The organism is Pseudomonas synxantha BG33R, assembly GCF_000263715.2.
GTDB classification, from domain to species: Bacteria; Pseudomonadota; Gammaproteobacteria; order Pseudomonadales; family Pseudomonadaceae; genus Aquipseudomonas; species Aquipseudomonas synxantha_A.
The window spans coordinates 35,799-53,798 of record NZ_CM001514.1; the positions used below are offsets into that span (position 1 = coordinate 35,799).

General features: G+C 61.1%; 18 protein-coding genes. 7 read left to right on the forward strand and 11 right to left on the reverse strand.

Going from position 1 to position 18,000, the window contains the following annotated elements:
• Positions 1-48: 48 nt before the first annotated feature.
• The 4 genes from PSEBG33_RS26655 to glyQ all read right to left on the reverse strand — a co-directional run bounded on the left by PSEBG33_RS26655 (position 49) and on the right by glyQ (position 4,445).
• Positions 49-819, reverse strand: a complete 771-nt coding sequence (locus PSEBG33_RS26655; RefSeq protein WP_005783374.1) for a lysophospholipid acyltransferase family protein — start codon at positions 817-819, stop codon at positions 49-51.
• Between the two features lie 82 nt (positions 820-901).
• On the reverse strand, positions 902-1,441 hold the full coding sequence (gmhB, locus tag PSEBG33_RS26650) for a D-glycero-beta-D-manno-heptose 1,7-bisphosphate 7-phosphatase (protein ID WP_186559191.1): 540 nt from the start codon (positions 1,439-1,441) through the stop codon (positions 902-904).
• On the reverse strand, positions 1,441-3,495 hold the full coding sequence (glyS, locus tag PSEBG33_RS26645) for a glycine--tRNA ligase subunit beta (protein WP_005783376.1): 2,055 nt from the start codon (positions 3,493-3,495) through the stop codon (positions 1,441-1,443). Before glyS ends, gmhB begins: the two co-directional genes overlap by 1 nt.
• A complete protein-coding gene (glyQ, locus tag PSEBG33_RS26640; protein ID WP_003187265.1) occupies positions 3,492-4,445 on the reverse strand; it encodes a glycine--tRNA ligase subunit alpha in 954 nt (317 codons plus the stop codon). Before glyQ ends, glyS begins: the two co-directional genes overlap by 4 nt.
• A gap of 81 nt (positions 4,446-4,526) precedes the next feature.
• On the opposite strand from glyQ, the gene PSEBG33_RS26635 reads away from it, so the two are divergent.
• Both PSEBG33_RS26635 and PSEBG33_RS26630 read left to right on the forward strand, forming a co-directional pair.
• Entirely contained in the window at positions 4,527-5,084 is a 558-nt protein-coding gene (locus tag PSEBG33_RS26635) for a DNA-3-methyladenine glycosylase I (protein ID WP_005783377.1), read from the forward strand.
• A gap of 40 nt (positions 5,085-5,124) precedes the next feature.
• On the forward strand, positions 5,125-6,012 hold the full coding sequence (locus PSEBG33_RS26630; protein ID WP_005783378.1) for a lysophospholipid acyltransferase: 888 nt from the start codon (positions 5,125-5,127) through the stop codon (positions 6,010-6,012).
• Between the two features lie 134 nt (positions 6,013-6,146).
• On the opposite strand, the gene PSEBG33_RS26625 is transcribed toward PSEBG33_RS26630, so the two are convergent.
• From PSEBG33_RS26625 to def, 5 genes are all read right to left on the reverse strand, one after another.
• Positions 6,147-6,458 carry a tetratricopeptide repeat protein gene (locus PSEBG33_RS26625; protein WP_005783379.1) on the reverse strand — a complete coding sequence of 104 codons (312 nt, stop codon included), beginning with the start codon at positions 6,456-6,458 and terminating at the stop codon, positions 6,147-6,149.
• Between the two features lie 18 nt (positions 6,459-6,476).
• A complete protein-coding gene (trkA, locus tag PSEBG33_RS26620; RefSeq protein WP_005783380.1) occupies positions 6,477-7,850 on the reverse strand; it encodes a Trk system potassium transporter TrkA in 1,374 nt (457 codons plus the stop codon).
• 22 nt (positions 7,851-7,872) lie between these two features.
• Positions 7,873-9,183, reverse strand: a complete 1,311-nt coding sequence (rsmB, locus tag PSEBG33_RS26615) for a 16S rRNA (cytosine(967)-C(5))-methyltransferase RsmB (RefSeq protein WP_005783381.1) — start codon at positions 9,181-9,183, stop codon at positions 7,873-7,875.
• A complete protein-coding gene (gene fmt, locus PSEBG33_RS26610) occupies positions 9,180-10,133 on the reverse strand; it encodes a methionyl-tRNA formyltransferase (RefSeq protein WP_005783382.1) in 954 nt (317 codons plus the stop codon). Before fmt ends, rsmB begins: the two co-directional genes overlap by 4 nt.
• Before the next feature lie 69 nt (positions 10,134-10,202).
• Positions 10,203-10,709: a peptide deformylase gene (gene def, locus PSEBG33_RS26605; protein WP_005783383.1), complete on the reverse strand. Its 507-nt coding sequence runs from the start codon at positions 10,707-10,709 to the stop codon at positions 10,203-10,205.
• Positions 10,710-10,844: 135 nt separating this feature from the next.
• Between def and PSEBG33_RS26600 the strand changes: the two genes are divergently transcribed.
• From PSEBG33_RS26600 to PSEBG33_RS26590, 3 genes are all read left to right on the forward strand, one after another.
• Positions 10,845-11,621: a hypothetical protein gene (locus tag PSEBG33_RS26600; RefSeq protein WP_005783384.1), complete on the forward strand. Its 777-nt coding sequence runs from the start codon at positions 10,845-10,847 to the stop codon at positions 11,619-11,621.
• A gap of 63 nt (positions 11,622-11,684) precedes the next feature.
• Entirely contained in the window at positions 11,685-12,785 is a 1,101-nt protein-coding gene (gene dprA / locus PSEBG33_RS26595; protein WP_005783385.1) for a DNA-processing protein DprA, read from the forward strand.
• A 77-nt stretch (positions 12,786-12,862) separates the two neighbouring features.
• Positions 12,863-13,420, forward strand: a complete 558-nt coding sequence (locus PSEBG33_RS26590) for an L-threonylcarbamoyladenylate synthase (protein ID WP_005783386.1) — start codon at positions 12,863-12,865, stop codon at positions 13,418-13,420.
• Between the two features lie 94 nt (positions 13,421-13,514).
• Here the strand turns inward: PSEBG33_RS26590 and PSEBG33_RS26585 are convergent, their stop codons facing one another.
• Positions 13,515-14,492 (reverse strand): quinone oxidoreductase family protein, encoded by a 978-nt coding sequence (locus tag PSEBG33_RS26585; protein ID WP_005783387.1) that lies wholly within the window; start codon positions 14,490-14,492, stop codon positions 13,515-13,517.
• Positions 14,493-14,669: 177 nt separating this feature from the next.
• Here PSEBG33_RS26585 and hemF point away from each other — a divergent pair, with 177 nt between their 5' ends.
• The gene (gene hemF, locus PSEBG33_RS26580; RefSeq protein WP_005783388.1) at positions 14,670-15,602 is read left to right on the forward strand and encodes an oxygen-dependent coproporphyrinogen oxidase; all 933 of its coding nucleotides are present in this window, start codon (positions 14,670-14,672) and stop codon (positions 15,600-15,602) included.
• Entirely contained in the window at positions 15,602-16,420 is an 819-nt protein-coding gene (gene aroE / locus PSEBG33_RS26575) for a shikimate dehydrogenase (RefSeq protein WP_005783390.1), read from the forward strand. The genes hemF and aroE overlap by 1 nt, the downstream gene beginning before the upstream one ends.
• A 6-nt stretch (positions 16,421-16,426) precedes the next feature.
• Here aroE and PSEBG33_RS26570 read toward each other — a convergent pair whose 3' ends face one another.
• The gene (locus PSEBG33_RS26570) at positions 16,427-17,995 is read right to left on the reverse strand and encodes a SulP family inorganic anion transporter (protein WP_005783392.1); all 1,569 of its coding nucleotides are present in this window, start codon (positions 17,993-17,995) and stop codon (positions 16,427-16,429) included.
• Positions 17,996-18,000 lie beyond the last annotated feature (5 nt).

The window sequence follows — 18,000 nt, forward strand, 5'->3', positions numbered from 1 at the left end:
AAAAAAGCCAATTCGCCAACAAAGCGTACACAGGTTATCCACAGATTCTCAAATCGCCGGGGTCTCGACTACCAAGGGCTCAGGAGGCAGGGAACCCATGGCTCGCTGCTGCGCTTCATTCCACGCTGCTGCGCGGTCGTTCAGTGCAGCAATCGCACGCGGCCCCTCGCCTTCTGCGTACATCGGCTCGCCTATAACCACGGTGATGGTGCCCGCGCGTTTGGCCCAGCCGGTCTTCGGCCAGAACTTGCCGGCATTGTGGGCAATGGGCAGCACCGGCAGGTTGGCGTTGACCGCCAATGCGGTACCGCCCCGCGAGAACTTGCCTACGGTGCCGTAGGGCACACGCGTACCTTCGGGGAAGATCAGCACCCAGACGCCGTCCTTGAGCAACTCGTCGCCCTTCTTGGCCACGTGCTTGAGCGCCGCCTTGGGGTTGTCACGGTCAATGGCGATCGGGCGCAACATGGCCATGGCCCAGCCAAAGAACGGAACGTACAACAGTTCACGCTTAAGCACCTGGCTCAGGGGCGAGAAGTACGCGGAAAGAAAGAAGGTTTCCCAAGTGCTTTGGTGGTTCGACAAAATCACGCAGGGTTGGTCCGGGACGTTTTCTGCGCCCTTGACCTCGAAACGGATGTTCAGGAACACCTTGCTCAGCCACAACGCGCAACGGCACCAATAAACGTTGATGAAGCGATAACGCGCCTTGAACGGCAGGAAGGGGGCAATAAAAAAGCTCAGGGTGCACCAGAGAAACGAACTGGTGCCCAGCAGCAGGTAAAAGAAAAAGGTTCTGATGGCCTGCAAGATCGACATGGCGGCATTTACCGTTGCGGGACACGGCCCGCCTGTTAAAAGCGCACTCCCGAACAATCCTTGGTCAGGAAGTCGAGGGCGGCTAGTTGTTAATAAGTTCTGCGGCAACCGCCGCCAGATCGTCAAAAATCAAAGTGCCTACCGGCAGGTTTTTCGCCTGGGTCTTTTCGCCTTTTCCGGTCTTTACCAAAACTGGCTGAGAGTCGACGGCTTTGGCCGCCTCCAGGTCACCGAGGCTGTCCCCGACGAACCATATCCCAGCCAAGGGCACCTTGTAATGTTCTGCAATGATTTTCAACATGCCAGGCTTGGGCTTGCGGCAATCGCAGCCCTCATCCGGCCCGTGAGGGCAGTAAACCACCAGCCCCACCTCACCGCCCTGTTCGGCTACCAACGTACGCAAGCGCGCGTGCATGGCGTCCAGGGTGGCGATGTCGTAGTAACCGCGGGCGATGCCGGACTGGTTGGTGGCGATCGCCACCGTCCAGCCGGCTTTGCTCAACTGCGCGATGGCCTCGATCGAGCCGGGCAAGGGGATCCACTCCTGTACCGACTTGATGTAAGCGTCGGAGTCGTAGTTGATCACCCCGTCCCGATCGAGAATCAGCAGTTTCAACATGATCAGCCCAATACGGAAATGTCAGCGATATTGATGAACAGGCCACGCAGACGCGCGAGCATGGCGTAACGGTTTTTCCGCACGCCGGCATCGTCGGCATTGATCATCACCGCTTCGAAGAAGGCGTCTACCGGTTCACGCAGAGACGCCAGGCGCGCCAACGCTTCAGCGTAGTTACGCTCGGCGATCAGCGGTTTCACGGCGTTCTCGGCCTTGGCGATGGCCGAGTTCAGAGAGAACTCCTTGGCATCGGCAAACAGGCTTGGGTCAACGTCGGCATTGCCGAGGTTGTCGGCCTTGCTCAGCAGGTTCGACACACGCTTGTTCACGGCCGCCAGGGCATCGGCTTCCGGCAGCTTGCGGAACGCTTGTACGGCTTGTACGCGCTGGTCGAAGTCCAGTGCCGAACCCGGTTGCAGGGCACGTACCGACAGGTAGACGGAAACGTCCACGCCTTCGTCTTCGTAACGCGCACGCAGGCGGTCGAACACGAACTCCAGCACTTGCTCGGCCAGTCCGGCTTGCTTGACCTTGGCCCCGAACTGGCCGACGGCGAACACCACGGCCTGGGTCAGGTCGAGATCCAGCTTCTTGTCGATCAGGATCCGCAGCACGCCCAATGCCGCACGGCGCAGGGCATACGGGTCTTTGCTACCGGTGGGCAACATACCGATACCGAAGATACCCACCAGCGTATCGAGCTTGTCGGCGATGGCCACGGCCGCACCCGTCAGGGTGGTCGGCAGTTCTGCACCGGCACCGCGTGGCATGTACTGCTCGTTCAGGGCCAGGGCGACATCGTCCGGCTCGCCGTCGTTGAGGGCGTAGTAGTAACCGGCGACACCTTGCATCTCAGGGAACTCGCCGACCATCTCGGTGGCCAGGTCGCACTTGGACAGCAAGCCGGCACGGGCGGCCCAGGCTGCGTCGCCGCCGATGCGTGGCGCAATGTAGGCCGCCAGCTTGGAAACCCGTACGGCCTTGTCGTAGACACTGCCGAGTTTTTCCTGGAACACCACGTTTTGCAGGCGCAGGTTGAAGTCTTCGAGCTTCTGCTTCTTATCTTGCTTGAAGAAGAACTCGGCATCGGTCAGGCGCGGGCGAACGACTTTCTCGTTACCGGCGATGATCTGCTGCGGGTCCTTGCTCTCGATGTTGGCCACAGTGATAAAACGCGGCAGCAACTTACCCTCTGCGTCCAGCAGGCAGAAATACTTCTGGTTGTCCTGCATGGTGGTGATCAAGGCTTCTTGTGGCACGTCGAGGAAACGCTCTTCGAACGAGCACACCAGCGGCACCGGCCATTCCACCAGAGCGGTAACTTCGTCCAGCAGGCTTGGCGGCACGATGGCGGTGCCTTCCTGCAGGCGGGCCAATTCTTCGGTGCGCTTGCTGATCAGCTCGCGCCGCTCATTGGCATCGGCCAATACGTAAGCGGCGCGCAGGTCGTTGAGGTAGTTGGCCGGCGAAGTGATGCGCACGCTTTCGGGATGATGGAAGCGGTGACCACGGGAATCACGACCAGCCTTCTGGGCGAGGATGGTGCAATCAATGACCTGGTCACCGAGCAGCATTACCAGCCATTGGGTCGGACGTACGAACTCTTCCTTGCGCGCACCCCAGCGCATGCGCTTGGGGATAGGCAGGTCGTTCAGGGAGTCTTCAACGATGGTCGGCAGCAGGCTGGCGGTCGGCTTGCCGGTGATGACCTGGCTGAAACGCAGTTTCGGACCGCTCTGGTCGATCTCGCTCAGCTCTACGCCACATTTCTTGGCAAAGCCAAGGGCGGCTTGTGTCGGGTTGCCGTCGGCATCGAAAGCTGCCTGGCGCGGTGGGCCGTCCAGGTTGATGTTGCGGTCCGGCTGCTGGGTTTCCAGCGCGGTCAGCAGCACAGCCAGGCGGCGCGGCGCGGCGTAGACTTTTTTGGCTTCAAACTTCAAGCCGGCAGTCTGCAGGCCTTTTTCGATACCGGCCAGGAATGCATCGGCCAGGGTATTGAGTGCCTTGGGTGGCAGCTCTTCGGTGCCCAGTTCAACCAGGAAATCTTGAGCACTCATTGTGCAGCCTCCAGCTTAGCCAACACTTCATCACGCAGGTCAGGGGTTGCCATCGGGAAGCCCAGCTTGGCGCGAGCCAGCAAATAGGCTTGGGCGACGGAACGTGCCAGCGTGCGCACACGCAGGATGTATTGCTGGCGCGCAGTTACCGAGATGGCACGGCGGGCGTCCAGCAGGTTGAAGGTATGGGACGCCTTCAACACCATTTCATAGCTTGGCAACGGCAGCGGCTGGTCGAGTTCGATCAGCCGCTTGGCTTCGCTTTCATAGAAGTCGAACAGTTCGAACAGCTTGTCGACGTTGGCGTGTTCGAAGTTGTAGGTGGACTGCTCCACTTCGTTCTGGTGGAACACATCGCCGTAGGTCACCTTGCCGAATGGGCCATCAGCCCATACCAGGTCGTAGACCGAATCCACGCCTTGCAGGTACATGGCCAGACGCTCCAGGCCATAGGTGATCTCGCCGGTGACCGGGTAGCATTCGATGCCGCCCGCTTGCTGGAAGTAAGTGAACTGCGTCACTTCCATGCCATTGAGCCAGACTTCCCAGCCCAGGCCCCAGGCGCCCAGGGTTGGCGATTCCCAGTTGTCTTCGACGAAACGGATGTCGTGCACCAGTGGGTCCAGGCCCACATGCTTGAGCGAGCCCAGGTAGAGTTCCTGGAAGTTGTCCGGGTTGGGCTTCAATACCACCTGGAACTGGTAGTAGTGCTGCAGACGGTTCGGGTTTTCGCCGTAGCGGCCGTCAGTCGGGCGGCGACTGGGCTGCACATAAGCGGCGTTCCAGGTTTCCGGGCCGATGGCCCGCAGGAATGTAGCGGTGTGGAAAGTGCCGGCGCCTACTTCCATATCGTAGGGCTGAAGTACCACACAACCTTGCTCGGCCCAGTATTGCTGGAGGGCGAGGATCAAGTCTTGGAAGGTACGCACGGCTGGCGTAGGCTGGCTCACGAAATTCACCTGTTACTTGGGCTGCGATTTAAAGAGCGGGAGTATACCCGATTCGGCCCCGCCACCACTCCCTGGAGCCTTATGCCACGCTGCTTTTGGTGTTCTGAAGATCCGCTGTACATGGCTTATCACGATCAAGAGTGGGGAACGCCGCTGCGCGATGCGCAGGGTTTGTTCGAGTTGCTTTTGCTCGAAGGGTTCCAGGCGGGTCTGTCCTGGATCACTGTTTTACGCAAACGCGAGCATTATCGAAAGGTCTTGTTCGGCTTTGATGCGCAGCGCCTGGCGCGGTTAAGCGATGAAGAAATCGAGGCGCTGATGCAGGATCCGGGCATCGTGCGCAATCGCTTGAAGCTCAATGCTACACGGCGCAACGCGGCGGCCTGGCTGGCGCTGGAAGACCCGGTGGGGTTGCTGTGGTCATTTGTCGGCGGCAAACCCAAGGTCAATCACTTCAAGGATCGCAGCGACGTCCCGGCCATTACACCCGAGGCTGAAGCCATGAGCCGCGCCTTGAAAAAAGCCGGTTTCACCTTCGTCGGGCCGACCATCTGCTACGCCTTCATGCAGGCCTCGGGCATGGTCATGGACCACACCCAGGACTGTGACCGTTACGCGGACTTGGTCAACGCCGGTTAGAATGCCGGTTTTGCGCACCACACACGATCAGGAGTGACCTGTGGAAAAGTTTAAAGGCGCCTTGCTGGTAGGCGCTCTCCGGTTGTTTGCCCTGCTGCCCTGGCGCGCTGTACAAGCCGTCGGCACGGGCATCGGCTGGATCATGTGGAAAACCCCCAACCGCTCCCGCGACACCGTGCGGATCAACCTCTCCAAGTGCTTCCCGGACATGGACCCGGCCGAGCGCGAGCGCCTGGTGGGCCGCAGCCTGATGGACATCGGCAAGTCTCTCACCGAAAGCGCCTGCGCGTGGATCTGGCCAGCCCAGCGTTCCATCGACCTGGTGCGGGAAGTCGAGGGCCTGGAAGTGCTGCACCAAGCCCTGGCCTCGGGCAAAGGCGTGGTGGGTATCACCAGTCACCTGGGCAACTGGGAAGTGCTGAACCACTTCTATTGCAGCCAGTGCAAACCGATCATTTTCTATCGCCCGCCCAAGCTCAAGGCGGTGGACGAACTGCTGCGCAAACAACGCGTGCAATTGGGCAACCGCGTGGCGGCGTCGACCAAGGAAGGCATTCTCAGCGTGATCAAGGAGGTGCGCAAAGGCGGCCAGGTAGGCATTCCTGCCGACCCGGAACCAGCCGAGTCCGCCGGCATCTTCGTACCGTTTTTCGCCACCCAGGCCCTCACCAGCAAATTCGTGCCGAACATGCTCGCGGGCCACAAGGCTGTTGGCGTATTCCTGCACGCGTTGCGCCTGCCGGACGGCTCAGGCTACAAAGTGATCCTGGAAGCGGCGCCGGAAGACATGTACAGCACCGACACCGCCACCTCCTGCGCGGCGATGAGCAAAGTGGTGGAGCGCTATGTCGGCGCCTACCCGAGCCAGTACATGTGGAGCATGAAGCGCTTCAAGAAGCGCCCGCCGGGTGAGGCGCGGTGGTACTGATTCACACCTGACTCAAGACCGATATAGAAACAATGTGGGAGGGGGCTTGCTCCCGATAGCGGTGGTTCAGTCAAATATGCATTGGCTGACACACTGCCATCGGGAGCAAGCCCCCTCCCACATTTAGTCCTGTATCAAGCCTGGCGATCGAGTTTCTTCAGGAACACGGTCATCTCTTTTTCGGCCTGCTTGTCGCCGTGGGCCTGGGCCGCTTCAATGCCTTTTTCCCACGCCTGTCGTGCTGCGGCACTGTCACCTTGGGCCTGGTGTGCCTTGCCCAACAACTTCCACGCCGCCGAATACTTCGGATCGAACTCGACACACTTGCCCAGATGCTCGGCGGCTTTGGCGTTGTCCTTCAAGTCCATATAACCCTTGCCCAAGCCGAAGCGCAGCAGCGAATTATCCACACCCTTGGCGAGCATTTTTTCCAGGGATTCGAGCATGTCGGTCACTCCGTTTGATCAGAAAAAGCTCAGGCCCACGTGGAACAGTTTCTCCACGTCGCGGATATGTTTCTTATCCACAAGGAACAGAATCACATGATCACCGGTGGCGATCACCGTGTCGTCGTGGGCAATGATCACTTCTTCATCACGAATAATTGCGCCAATAGTGGTGCCCGGCGGCAGGCCAATATCGCGGATGGCCTTGCCGATGACTTTGCTCGACTTCGAGTCACCGTGGGCGATCGCCTCGATGGCTTCCGCCGCGCCCCGGCGCAATGAGTGCACGCTGACGATATCGCCACGGCGTACGTGGGCGAGCAAGGTGCCGATGGTGGCCAGCTGCGGGCTGATGGCGATATCGATATCGCCGCCCTGGATCAGGTCGACGTAGGCCGGGTTGTTGATGATGGTCATCACCTTTTTCGCCCCCAGCCGCTTGGCCAGCAGCGACGACATGATGTTGGCTTCGTCATCGTTGGTCAGGGCCAGGAAGATGTCGGCGTCGGCGATGTTCTCTTCCATCAGCAGGTCGCGGTCCGAGGCGCTGCCTTGCAGCACGACGGTGCTGTCGAGGGTGTCGGACAAATGCCGGCAACGCGCCGGACTCATCTCGATGATCTTCACCTGGTAGCGGCTTTCGATGGCTTCGGCCAGACGTTCGCCAATCTGCCCACCGCCAGCGATGACAATGCGTTTGTAGCTTTCATCGAGCCTGCGCATCTCGCTCATGACGGCGCGAATATTCGCTTTGGCGGCGATGAAAAACACTTCGTCGTCGGCTTCAATCACCGTATCGCCCTGGGGCAGGATCGGCCGGTCACGACGGAAAATTGCTGCTACGCGGGTTTCTACATTTGGCATGTGTTCGCGCAGCTGGCGCAGTTGCTGGCCCACCAACGGCCCACCGTAGTAAGCCTTCACCGCCACCAATTGCGCCTTGCCTTCGGCGAAGTCGATCACCTGCAAGGCGCCCGGAATCTCGATCAGGCGCTTGATGTAGTGGGTCACTACCTGTTCCGGGCTGATCAGTACGTCGACGGGAATGGCATCGTTATCGAACAAGCCGGCGCGGGTCAGGTAGGCCGCCTCGCGCACACGGGCGATCTTGGTCGGGGTATGGAACAAGGTATGGGCCACCTGGCAGGCGACCATGTTGGTTTCGTCGCTGTTGGTCACCGCGACCAGCATGTCGGCATCGTCGGCACCCGCCTGACGCAGCACCGTCGGAAACGATGCGCGGCCTTGCACCGTACGGATATCCAGGCGGTCGCCCAGGTTACGCAGGCGCTCGGCATCAGTGTCGACCACGGTAATGTCGTTGGCTTCGCCGGCCAGATGTTCGGCCAGTGTGCCACCAACCTGCCCTGCCCCAAGGATGATGATTTTCATCCGGTCACTCCCTTAAAACCATTCAGCCGCGCGCGGCGGCGATCTTGATCAGTTTGGCGTAGTAGAAGCCATCGTGCCCGCCTTCCTGCGCGAGCAGTTGGCGGCCGTGGGGCTGCTTGATGCCGGCGCTGGTAGCGAGGTCCAGTTCGCGCGCGCCGCTGGTGCGGGCGAGGAAGGCTTGGATGACCTCAGTATTTTCGGTGGGTAGCGTGGAGCAGGTGGCGTACAGCAGGATGCCGCCGACTTCCAGGGTTGGCCACAGGGCGTCAAGCAATTCGCCTTGCAGCACCGCGAGGGCGGCGATGTCGTCGGGCTGGCGGGTCAGCTTGATGTCCGGGTGCCGACGGATTACGCCGGTGGCAGAGCAAGGTGCGTCCAGCAGGATGCGCTGGAATGGCTTGCCGTCCCACCAGGTCGCGGTGTTGCGGCCGTCGGCGGCGATCAGGTCGGCGCTGAGGCCCAGGCGTGCAAGGTTTTCCCGCACGCGCACCAGGCGTTTGGCTTCAAGATCCACAGCCACTACACCGGCCAGGTCTTTTTCAACTTCAAGGATGTGACAGGTCTTACCACCTGGCGCGCAGCAGGCGTCGAGTACGCGCTGGCCGGGGGCCAAATCGAGCAGGTCGGCCGCCAATTGCGCGGCCTCGTCCTGCACGCTGATCCAGCCTTCGGCAAAGCCCGGCAGGCTGCGCACATCGGTGGCGGCTTCCAGCACGATGCCGTCGGTGCTGTACACGCACGGGGTGGCGTTGATGGCCGCGTCGGCCAGTAATTGCAGATACGCATCACGGCTATGGTGGCGACGGTTGACCCGCAGGATCATCGGCGGGTGCGCATTGTTGGCCGCGCAGATAGCTTCCCATTGCTCGGGCCAGAACGCTTTCAGGGATTTTTGCAGCCAGCGCGGGTGGGCGGTGCGCACCACCGGATCATGTTCCAACTCGGCCAGCAGCGCTTCGCTTTCACGCTGGGCCCGGCGCAGTACGGCATTGAGCAGGGCCTTGGCCCAAGGCTTTTTCAGCTTGTCGGCGCAACCGACGGTTTCACCGATGGCGGCGTGGGCCGGTACGCGGGTGTAGAGCAATTGATAGAGGCCCACCAGCAACAGCGCCTCGACATCAGCGTCTGCCGCCTTGAACGGTTTTTGCAGCAGCTTGGCTGCCAGTGCCGACAACCTTGGCTGCCAGCGGGCGGTGCCAAATGCCAGGTCCTGGGTGAAACCGCGATCCCGGTCTTCGACCTTGTCCAATTGCGTGGGCAATGAACTGTTCAGCGAAGCCTTGCCGTTGAGCACGGCAGCGAGAGCCTTGGCGGCGGCCAGACGTGGGTTCATTGAGCGGCCACCCCGAGGATCGTGCCCAAGGCAAATTTCTCACGGCGGCTATTGAACAAATCGCTGAAGTTCAGCGCTTTGCCGCCGGGCAATTGCAGACGTGTCAGGCACAGCGCCTGTTCACCGCAAGCGACCAACAGCCCGTCTTTGCTGGCGCCGATAATCTCGCCGGGGGCGCCTTTGCCATTGGCCAGGGTCGCGGCCAACACCTTCAAGGCTTCGCCGTTCAGGGTGCTATGGCAGATTGGCCATGGGTTGAAGGCACGTACCAGGCGCTCCAGCTCCACGGCCGGGCGGCTCCAGTCGATGCGCGCTTCGTCTTTGTTCAATTTGTGCGCGTAGGTGGCCAGGCTGTCGTCCTGTACCTCGCCTTCCAGGGTGCCTGCTGCGAGGCCGGCGATGGCCTGGATCACGGCAGGTGGGCCCATTTCGGCAAGGCGGTCGTGCAGGCTGCCGCCGGTGTCTTGCGCGGTGATCGGGGTGGTGACCTTGAGCAGCATCGGCCCGGTGTCCAGGCCCGCCTCCATGCGCATCACGGTCACGCCGCTTTCGCTGTCGCCAGCCTCCACAGCGCGCTGGATCGGCGCCGCACCACGCCAGCGAGGCAGCAGCGAAGCATGGCTGTTGATGCAACCCAGGCGCGGGATATCCAGCACCGCCTGGGGCAGGATCAAACCGTAGGCCACCACCACCAGCAGGTCCGGTTTCAGCGCGGCCAGTTCGGCCTGGGCTTCGGCGTTACGCAGGGTCGGCGGTTGCAGCACCGCTATGTTGTGTTCAAGCGCCAATAGCTTGACCGGGCTCGGCATCAGTTTTTGCCCGCGACCGGCCGGGCGATCCGGCTGGGTGTACACCGCGACGATGTCATAAGGGCTGGCAAGCAGCGCCTTGAGGTGTTCGGCGGCGAATTCAGGGGTGCCGGCAAAAACAATGCGCAATGGCTCGGTCATGGGAGTTCTCGGTTAAAAACAGTCACAAAAGAAAAAGGCTTGCCGCAGCAAGCCTTTGGAAGAAGGGCATCAAGCTTGCTGGCGATGCTTTTTTTCCAGCTTCTTCTTGATCCGGTCCCGCTTGAGCGTGGACAGGTAATCGACAAACAGCTTGCCGTTAAGGTGGTCGCATTCATGTTGGATGCACACTGCCAACAGACCTTCGGCAATCAGCTCAAACGGTTTGCCATCACGGTCCAGGGCCTTGATCTTCACGCGCAACGGGCGTTCGACGTTCTCGTAGAACTCCGGCACCGACAGGCAGCCTTCCTGGTATTCGCCCATCTCATCGGTCAGCGGTTCGAACTCGGGGTTGATGTACACCCGGGGTTCGCTGCGATCTTCCGACAGGTCCATGACCACGACACGCAGATGCACGTTGACCTGGGTAGCGGCGAGGCCGATGCCCGGAGCTTCATACATTGTTTCAAACATGTCATCGACCAACTGACGAACCTTGTCGTCCACTACGGCCACCGGCTTGGCGATCGTGCGCAGGCGCGAGTCGGGAAATTCGAGGATGTTCAAAATAGCCATAAGCGTAATTGCTGCACATGTGAGGTAAAGACCAATCGGCGGTGGGATGGACCCACACGGCCGGTGTGAAACGCTCAGAAGCCACGAGGGCCAAGGCATTTCACGCGAACGCACATAATAAAGGAGATTCACCCCATGAGGAAATCGCTACTCGTCTTGCTGCTGTGGGCCCCCGTCACCATGGCGTTGATTCCCAAGCCCGCTGAACGCCTGGATCACGCGACGCAACAGGCCATCCAGCATTTTTTACTGCATAACCGGATTGTCGATACGCCCCAGGACCTGGACAACGCGCCTTATATCGTCGCAGCGCAAGGCGGTCGTGTACTGGGGGCCAATGGTGAGCGCGTGCATGCTCGCGGTCATCTGGACCCGGCCCAGCCAAGCTACGGAATCTTTCGTCGAGGCAAGGTCTACACCGACCCAGGCACCCAGGAGCTACTGGGCATCAATGCCGACGATATCGGCACCGCACGCTTTGTGCTCGCCGACGACCTCACCACCCTGGTGGTGCAGCGGGTTACCCAGGAAATCCGCCCAGGTGACCGCTTGCTTGGTGCCCAACGTCCAGTCGCGCTGAACACCCTGGAGTCAGCCAAATCAACGGCTTTTATCGCAGGGCACATCATCGACATCCCCAGGGGCGTCACTCAGATTGGTGTGCTGGACGCCGTGACCCTGAACAAGGGCCGCCGCGATGGATTGATCGAAGGCCAGTTACTGACGGTGATCAAGGCGGGTGCCACGGTGCGAGACGTCCTTACCGGCACGCCAACACAGCTCCCGGAAGAACCGGCCGGCACCCTTCTGGTGTTTCGCACCTATGAAAAACTCAGTTACGCCTTGGTGCTCAGTGCTTCACGCGCGCTGGCTGTAAAGGATCGGTTCGAGACCCGTCAACAAGCGCAATAAATAGCCTGCTAAATAAGTTACCAACAGAGTTATCCACAGCTTGTTCCGGTCAAGGATGATCAAATGAATCCGATAAACAGTAGCGAAATTTCTCCGGCAGAGCTGGAAGCCCGACTACGCTTGCACAGGCTGCCAGAACTGGGTCCCAAGCGTTTTCACGTATTGATCCAAGCGTTCGGCTGCGCCTCCAAGGCCCTCAGTGCCCCTGCCAGTGCCTGGCGTTCCCTCGGGGTGCCCGCCATCAGCGCAGATGCTCGGCGTAGCCCGCAAATCCGTGATGGCGCCAGTGCGGCATTGGCCTGGTTAGAGCGTCCGGCCCAGCATTTGCTGATGTGGGACCAACCTGAGTACCCGGCCTTGCTCGCTCAGATCGACGACGCACCGCCGCTGTTATTCGTTGCGGGCGACCCGGACATTCTGGAAAAACCACAGTTGGCCATGGTCGGTAGCCGGCGTGCTTCCCGCCCCGGCATGGACACGGCCGCCGCCTTTTCCCGCAGCCTGGCGAGCGCCGGTTTTGTCATCACCAGTGGTTTGGCGCTGGGCATTGACGGCGCAGCACACCAGGCAGCGCTGGAGGTGGGCGGTCGTACAGTCGGGGTGCTTGGCACCGGGCTGGAAAATTTTTATCCACAGCGCCACCGCAAGCTCGCTGCCGCGATGATTGCCCAAGGCAGCGCGGTGATTTCTGAGTTTCCGTTGGACGCGGGGCCCCAGGCCGGTAATTTTCCACGGCGCAATCGGATTATCAGCGGGCTCTCGCTGGGGGTTCTGGTGGTGGAAGCCAGCATGGCCAGCGGTTCGCTGATCACCGCACGGCTGGCCGCAGAGCAAGGGCGCGAGGTGTATGCGATCCCGGGCTCCATTCACCATCCCGGTGCCAAGGGTTGCCATCAACTGATCCGTGATGGCGCGGTGCTGGTGGAAACCATCGAACACATCCTTGAGGCGCTGCGCGGTTGGCAGGCGTTATCGCGCCCTGCGCCGGTGCCGATCACCCACCCACTGGTGGCACTGCTGCATGCTGCGCCGCATACCAGTGAAGCCCTGGCGATTGCCAGTGGTCGGCCGTTGTCCCAGGTGCTGGCGACTCTTACGGAGCTGGAGCTGGAAGGCCAGGTCATCTGCGAAAGCGGGTGCTGGCTGGCGCGTTGCCAGGTTTAGGGGCTGCCGGTTTTTGGCGCTGGGTTTTGTAACGAAGATCGGTAAACTGCCCAGAGCTTTAGTCCGGAGATTAAATAATGGTCAACAGGTGGCGTGTGCTGCAAGCCGCACGGGAAATTCGCGCAGGCGCGGTGATTGCCTATCCGACCGAGGCGGTCTGGGGCCTGGGTTGCGACCCGTGGAATGAAGAAGCGGTGGATCGGCTATTGGCGATCAAGAACCGCTCGGTGGACAAGGGCCTGATTCTGGTAGCGGACAACATTCGTCAATTCGACTTCCTGTTCGAAGACTTCCCGGACACCTGGATCGATCGCATGGCCAGCACCTGGCCCGGGCCGAATACCTGGCTGGTGCCCCACCAGGACTTGTTGCCCGAATGGGTCACGGGTATGCATGACACCGTGGCGTTGCGGGTTACTGATCACCCATTGGTGAGAGATTTGTGCGCCCAGGTCGGGCCGTTGATCTCCACGTCGGCCAACCCTCAGGGGCGCCCGGCGGCACGCACGCGTATTCGCGTGGAGCAGTATTTCCGCGGGCAAGTGGACTTGGTGTTGGGTGGCGCGCTGGGTGGGCGCAAGAACCCAAGCCTGATTCGGGACCTGGCGACAGGTGAGGTCGTGCGCCCCTCCTGAGACCGAGGCGCGGCCATCGCGGGCAAGCCCGGCTCCCATATTTGATCAGTCACCGCGGTCAAATGTGGGAGCTGGCTTGCCTGCGATGACGCACTCAAGGCAACAGAATGGTTGAGCCAGTCGTGCGTCGCGCCGACAACTCCGTCTGCGCTTTGGCCGCATCCGCCAGCGGGTAGCGCTGTTTGATATCAATGCGCACCTTGCCACTCTTGATCATCGAAAACAGATCGTCCGCCATCGCCTGCAAGTTCGCCGGATTGTTGGCGTAGGTCGCCAGCGTCGGGCGGGTCACGTACAGCGAGCCCTTGGCCGACAGAATGCCCAGGTTCACCCCGTCCACCGCGCCCGACGCATTGCCAAAGCTTACGACCAAACCCCGTGGCGCCACGCTGTCCAGAGAGGTCAGCCAGGTGTCCTTGCCGACGCCGTCGTACACCACCGGCACCTTTTTACCGTCAGTCAATTCCAGCACACGTTGTGCGACATTCTCCTTGCTGTAGTCGATGGTTTCCCAGGCACCCAGGGATTTGGCCAGGGCGGCCTTTTCCGGCGAACTCACGGTGCCGATCAGCTTCACGCCCAGGGCCTTGGCCCATTGGCAGGCCAGGGAGCCCACGCCACCGGCAGCAGCGTGGAACAGGATGGTTTCGCCGCCTTTCAATTCGTAGGTCTGGCGCAGCAGGTATTGCACGGTCAGGCCCTTGAGCATGGCCCCGGCGGCCTGCTCGAAACTGATGTCATCCGGCAGGTGCACCAGGTTGGCGGCGGGCAACACATGCAACTCGCTGTAGGCACCCAGCGGGCCGCTGCCGTAGGCCACACGGTCGCCGACTTTGAACTGGGTGACTTCACTGCCCACGGCATCGACGACACCAGCGCCTTCAGCGCCCAGGCCCGATGGCAGCGCGGGCGGTGCGTAGAGGCCACTGCGAAAATAGGTATCGATGAAGTTCAGACCGATGGCCTCGTTACGCACCCGGACCTGTTGTGGGCCAGGCTCCGCTGGCGTGTAGTCCACATACTCAAGTACTTCGGGGCCGCCGTGGGCGCTGAACTGGATACGTTTGGCCATCTGCACTTCTCCTTGGGTTCGAATCTGCGTAGCCCCCTATCGGACTCCTGAGCTTGATCTTCGTCAACTGCCGCGCACCTAAGTGCAGTGGCATGTGGGCGCAGTGGTATCCTGTGCGCCCATTTGCCGCCGACGCCCAATGGCCTCGCGTAGCTTTGCCCGATTCAAGGTGATGCCATGACTACCCGCACCGAGGCCGTTAAAGCCTACCTGCTTGACCTGCAAGATCGCATTTGCAACGCCCTGGAAACCTTCGAGACGGATACTCGCTTTATCGAAGACGCCTGGACCCGGCCTGCCGGTGGTGGCGGTCGCACCCGTGTGATCGAGAACGGTTCGGTGATCGAAAAAGGCGGCGTTAACTTTTCCCACGTGTTTGGCAGCGGTTTGCCACCGTCCGCCAGTGCCCATCGGCCTGAGCTGGCTGGTCGGGGGTTTGAAGCCTTGGGCGTGTCGCTGGTGATTCATCCGCATAACCCGCATGTGCCGACATCCCACGCCAATGTGCGCTTTTTCATCGCTGAAAAAGAAGGCGAAGAACCGGTGTGGTGGTTCGGTGGCGGCTTTGACTTGACCCCGTATTACGGCAACGAAGAAGACTGCGTCCACTGGCACCGTGTGGCCGAGCAAGCTTGTGCGCCCTTTGGCCCGGACGTGTACGCACGCTATAAAGCCTGGTGCGACGCCTATTTCCACATCAAGCATCGCAATGAACCTCGCGGTATCGGTGGCCTGTTCTTCGATGACTTGAACGAATGGGGCTTCGACACCTGTTTCGCCTTTATCCGTGCCATCGGCGATGCCTATATCGATGCCTACCTGCCGATTGTGCAACGCCGCAAGGCCATGGCGTATACCGAGCAGCAGCGTCAGTTCCAGGAGTTCCGCCGGGGCCGCTACGTCGAATTCAACCTGGTCTATGACCGTGGCACCCTGTTCGGTTTGCAGTCGGGCGGGCGTACAGAGTCGATCCTGATGTCGCTGCCGCCCCAGGTCCGTTGGAGCTACGACTGCAAGGCCGAGGCCGGTAGCGAAGAGGCGCGCCTCACCGATTATTTCCTGCAAGACCGCGACTGGCTCGGCGTCGTTGCACCCAAGGCGGCGGTGTGATGGACCGTTATGTCGTGTTCGGCAACCCCATCGGCCACAGCAAATCGCCGCTGATCCACCGCATGTTCGCCGAGCAGACCGGCGAACAACTGGACTACAGCACGTTGCTCGCGCCGTTGGAGGATTTCACCCACTGCGCCCGTGAGTTTTTTCGCCAGGGCCGTGGCGCCAACGTGACCGTGCCGTTCAAGGAGGACGCCTATCGTTTGGCCGATACCTTGACTGAACGTGCCCAGCGCGCTGGAGCCGTGAACACCCTGAGCAAACTGGCGGACGATACGTTGTTGGGCGACAACACCGACGGCGCCGGCCTGGTGCGCGACCTGACGGTCAACGCCGGGCTTAACCTGCAAGGCAAACGCATCCTGTTGTTGGGAGCCGGTGGCGCGGTGCGCGGTGCACTTGAGCCGTTGCTGGCACAGCAACCCTCTTCGTTGATCATCGCCAACCGTACCGTGGAAAAGGCCGAGCTGCTGGCTGAGTTGTTCGACGACCTGGGCCCGGTGTCTGCCAGTGGTTTCGACTGGCTACGTGAGCCGGTGGACGTGATCATCAATGCCACGTCCGCCAGCCTGTCAGGCGATGTACCGCCGATTGCCGGCAGCCTGATCGAGCCGGGCAAGACGTTCTGCTACGACATGATGTACGCCAAGGAACCCACCGCGTTCTGCCGCTGGGCTGCGGAACACGGTGCTGTGGTGGCGATGGATGGTTTGGGGATGCTGGTGGAGCAGGCAGCGGAAGCCTTCTTCCTGTGGCGTGGTGTGCGCCCTGATTCAGCGCCGGTGTTAGCCGAACTACGCCGGCAATTGGCCTGATCGTGTTCAATCCTGGAAATGGAGGGGGCAACTCTTGGCCCCTTCCAGTTTTCTTAACTCTTCGATTACTTGTGGCCTGGCCCCACGCAACGTCAGGCTACGCCCCAACCCCGCCAACCGTCGCGCCTCCTGATGCAGCATCTCCACCCCGGAGTAGTCGATAAAATTGATCTGCTGCGCTTCGATCACCACCCGCGTGCCCTGCAGACGTTGCAGGCGTACTTGCAGGTAATGGCTGGCGCCAAAAAAGATCGAGCCACCCACGCGTAATACATCCTCGTCCCCATCGCGCCATTGCTGAACCCGTGGTTGCGAAGTGCGCTTGAGGTAGAAAAACAGCGACGCCAGCACCCCGGCATAAATCGCCGTTTGCAGCTCCAGCAACAAGGTGGCCACACACGTCAGGCCCATCACCACGAATTCGGCGCGGCTGACACGAAACAAAGCACGAATCCCTCGATGATCCACCAAACCCCAGCAAATCAGCAGGATGCTGGCGGCCATGCTCGGGATGGGAATGTGCGCGATCAACGCCGCGCCGAACAACGCAAATAGCGCCACCCACAGCGCGGAAAATACCCCAGCCAGGGGCGAACAAGCACCCGCCTCGTAACTCAGGCCCGAGCGGGTAAACGAACCGGCTGACAGGTAGCCGGAGAAAAATCCGCCAACGATGTTGGATAAACCCTGGGCGCGTACTTCCTGATTGGCGTCGAGTAATTGTTGCGAGCGAGCCGACAGCGAACGCGCAATCGACAGACTGGTCACCAACCCCAGCATCCCCACCGCCACCGCGCTGGGCAACAGGCGCAGTACCAGGTCCAGGTCCATCGGCAATGGGCTGAACGGCGGCAACTGGCCGATAAATGCACTCACCAACGCCACATGCCCGAACATCGTCGGCCACAGCCATGCCGCCAGGCTACCCAAGACTAAAGCGATCAACAGCGTCGGCCAGCGTGGCACCAGAGACTTGAGCAGCGCGCCCACCAGCAAAGTGCCAAGCCCCAGGATAAGGGACGCACGATCCCACTCACCGCCATGGTCGACCAGCGCCAGCAGGCTGTTGAGGGCGGTGGCCTGGCTCGGCAAATCCAGCCCCAGCAGGTTCGGCAACTGCCCCAGGGCAATCACCACCGCTGCGCCCAGGGTGAAACCCAGCACCACCGAATGGGAGACAAAATTCACCAGCGCGCCAAAGCGCAGCAGGCCGAGCAACCACTGGAACACCCCGGCGAGGAAGGTCAGCAACAGGATGAGGGTGATGTAGTCCTGGGAGCCTGGCACGGCCAATGGGCTGATGCTGGCGTAAAGCACGATGGAGATCGCTGCTGTGGGGCCGCAGATCAGGTGCCAGGATGAGCCCCACAGGCATGCGATCAAGACCGGGATGATCGCCGCGTAGAGCCCGTATTCCGGTGGCAGGCCGGCGATCAGTGCGTAGGCAATCGACTGTGGCAGGGCCAGTACGGCGCCACTGAGGCCGACGATGGCATCCCGGCCGACGCTGGCGCGGGTTTGGCGCGGGAGCCAGCTGAGGAAGGGGAAGAGTGTGTGGCGGTTGGGCCGGGGCATCGCAG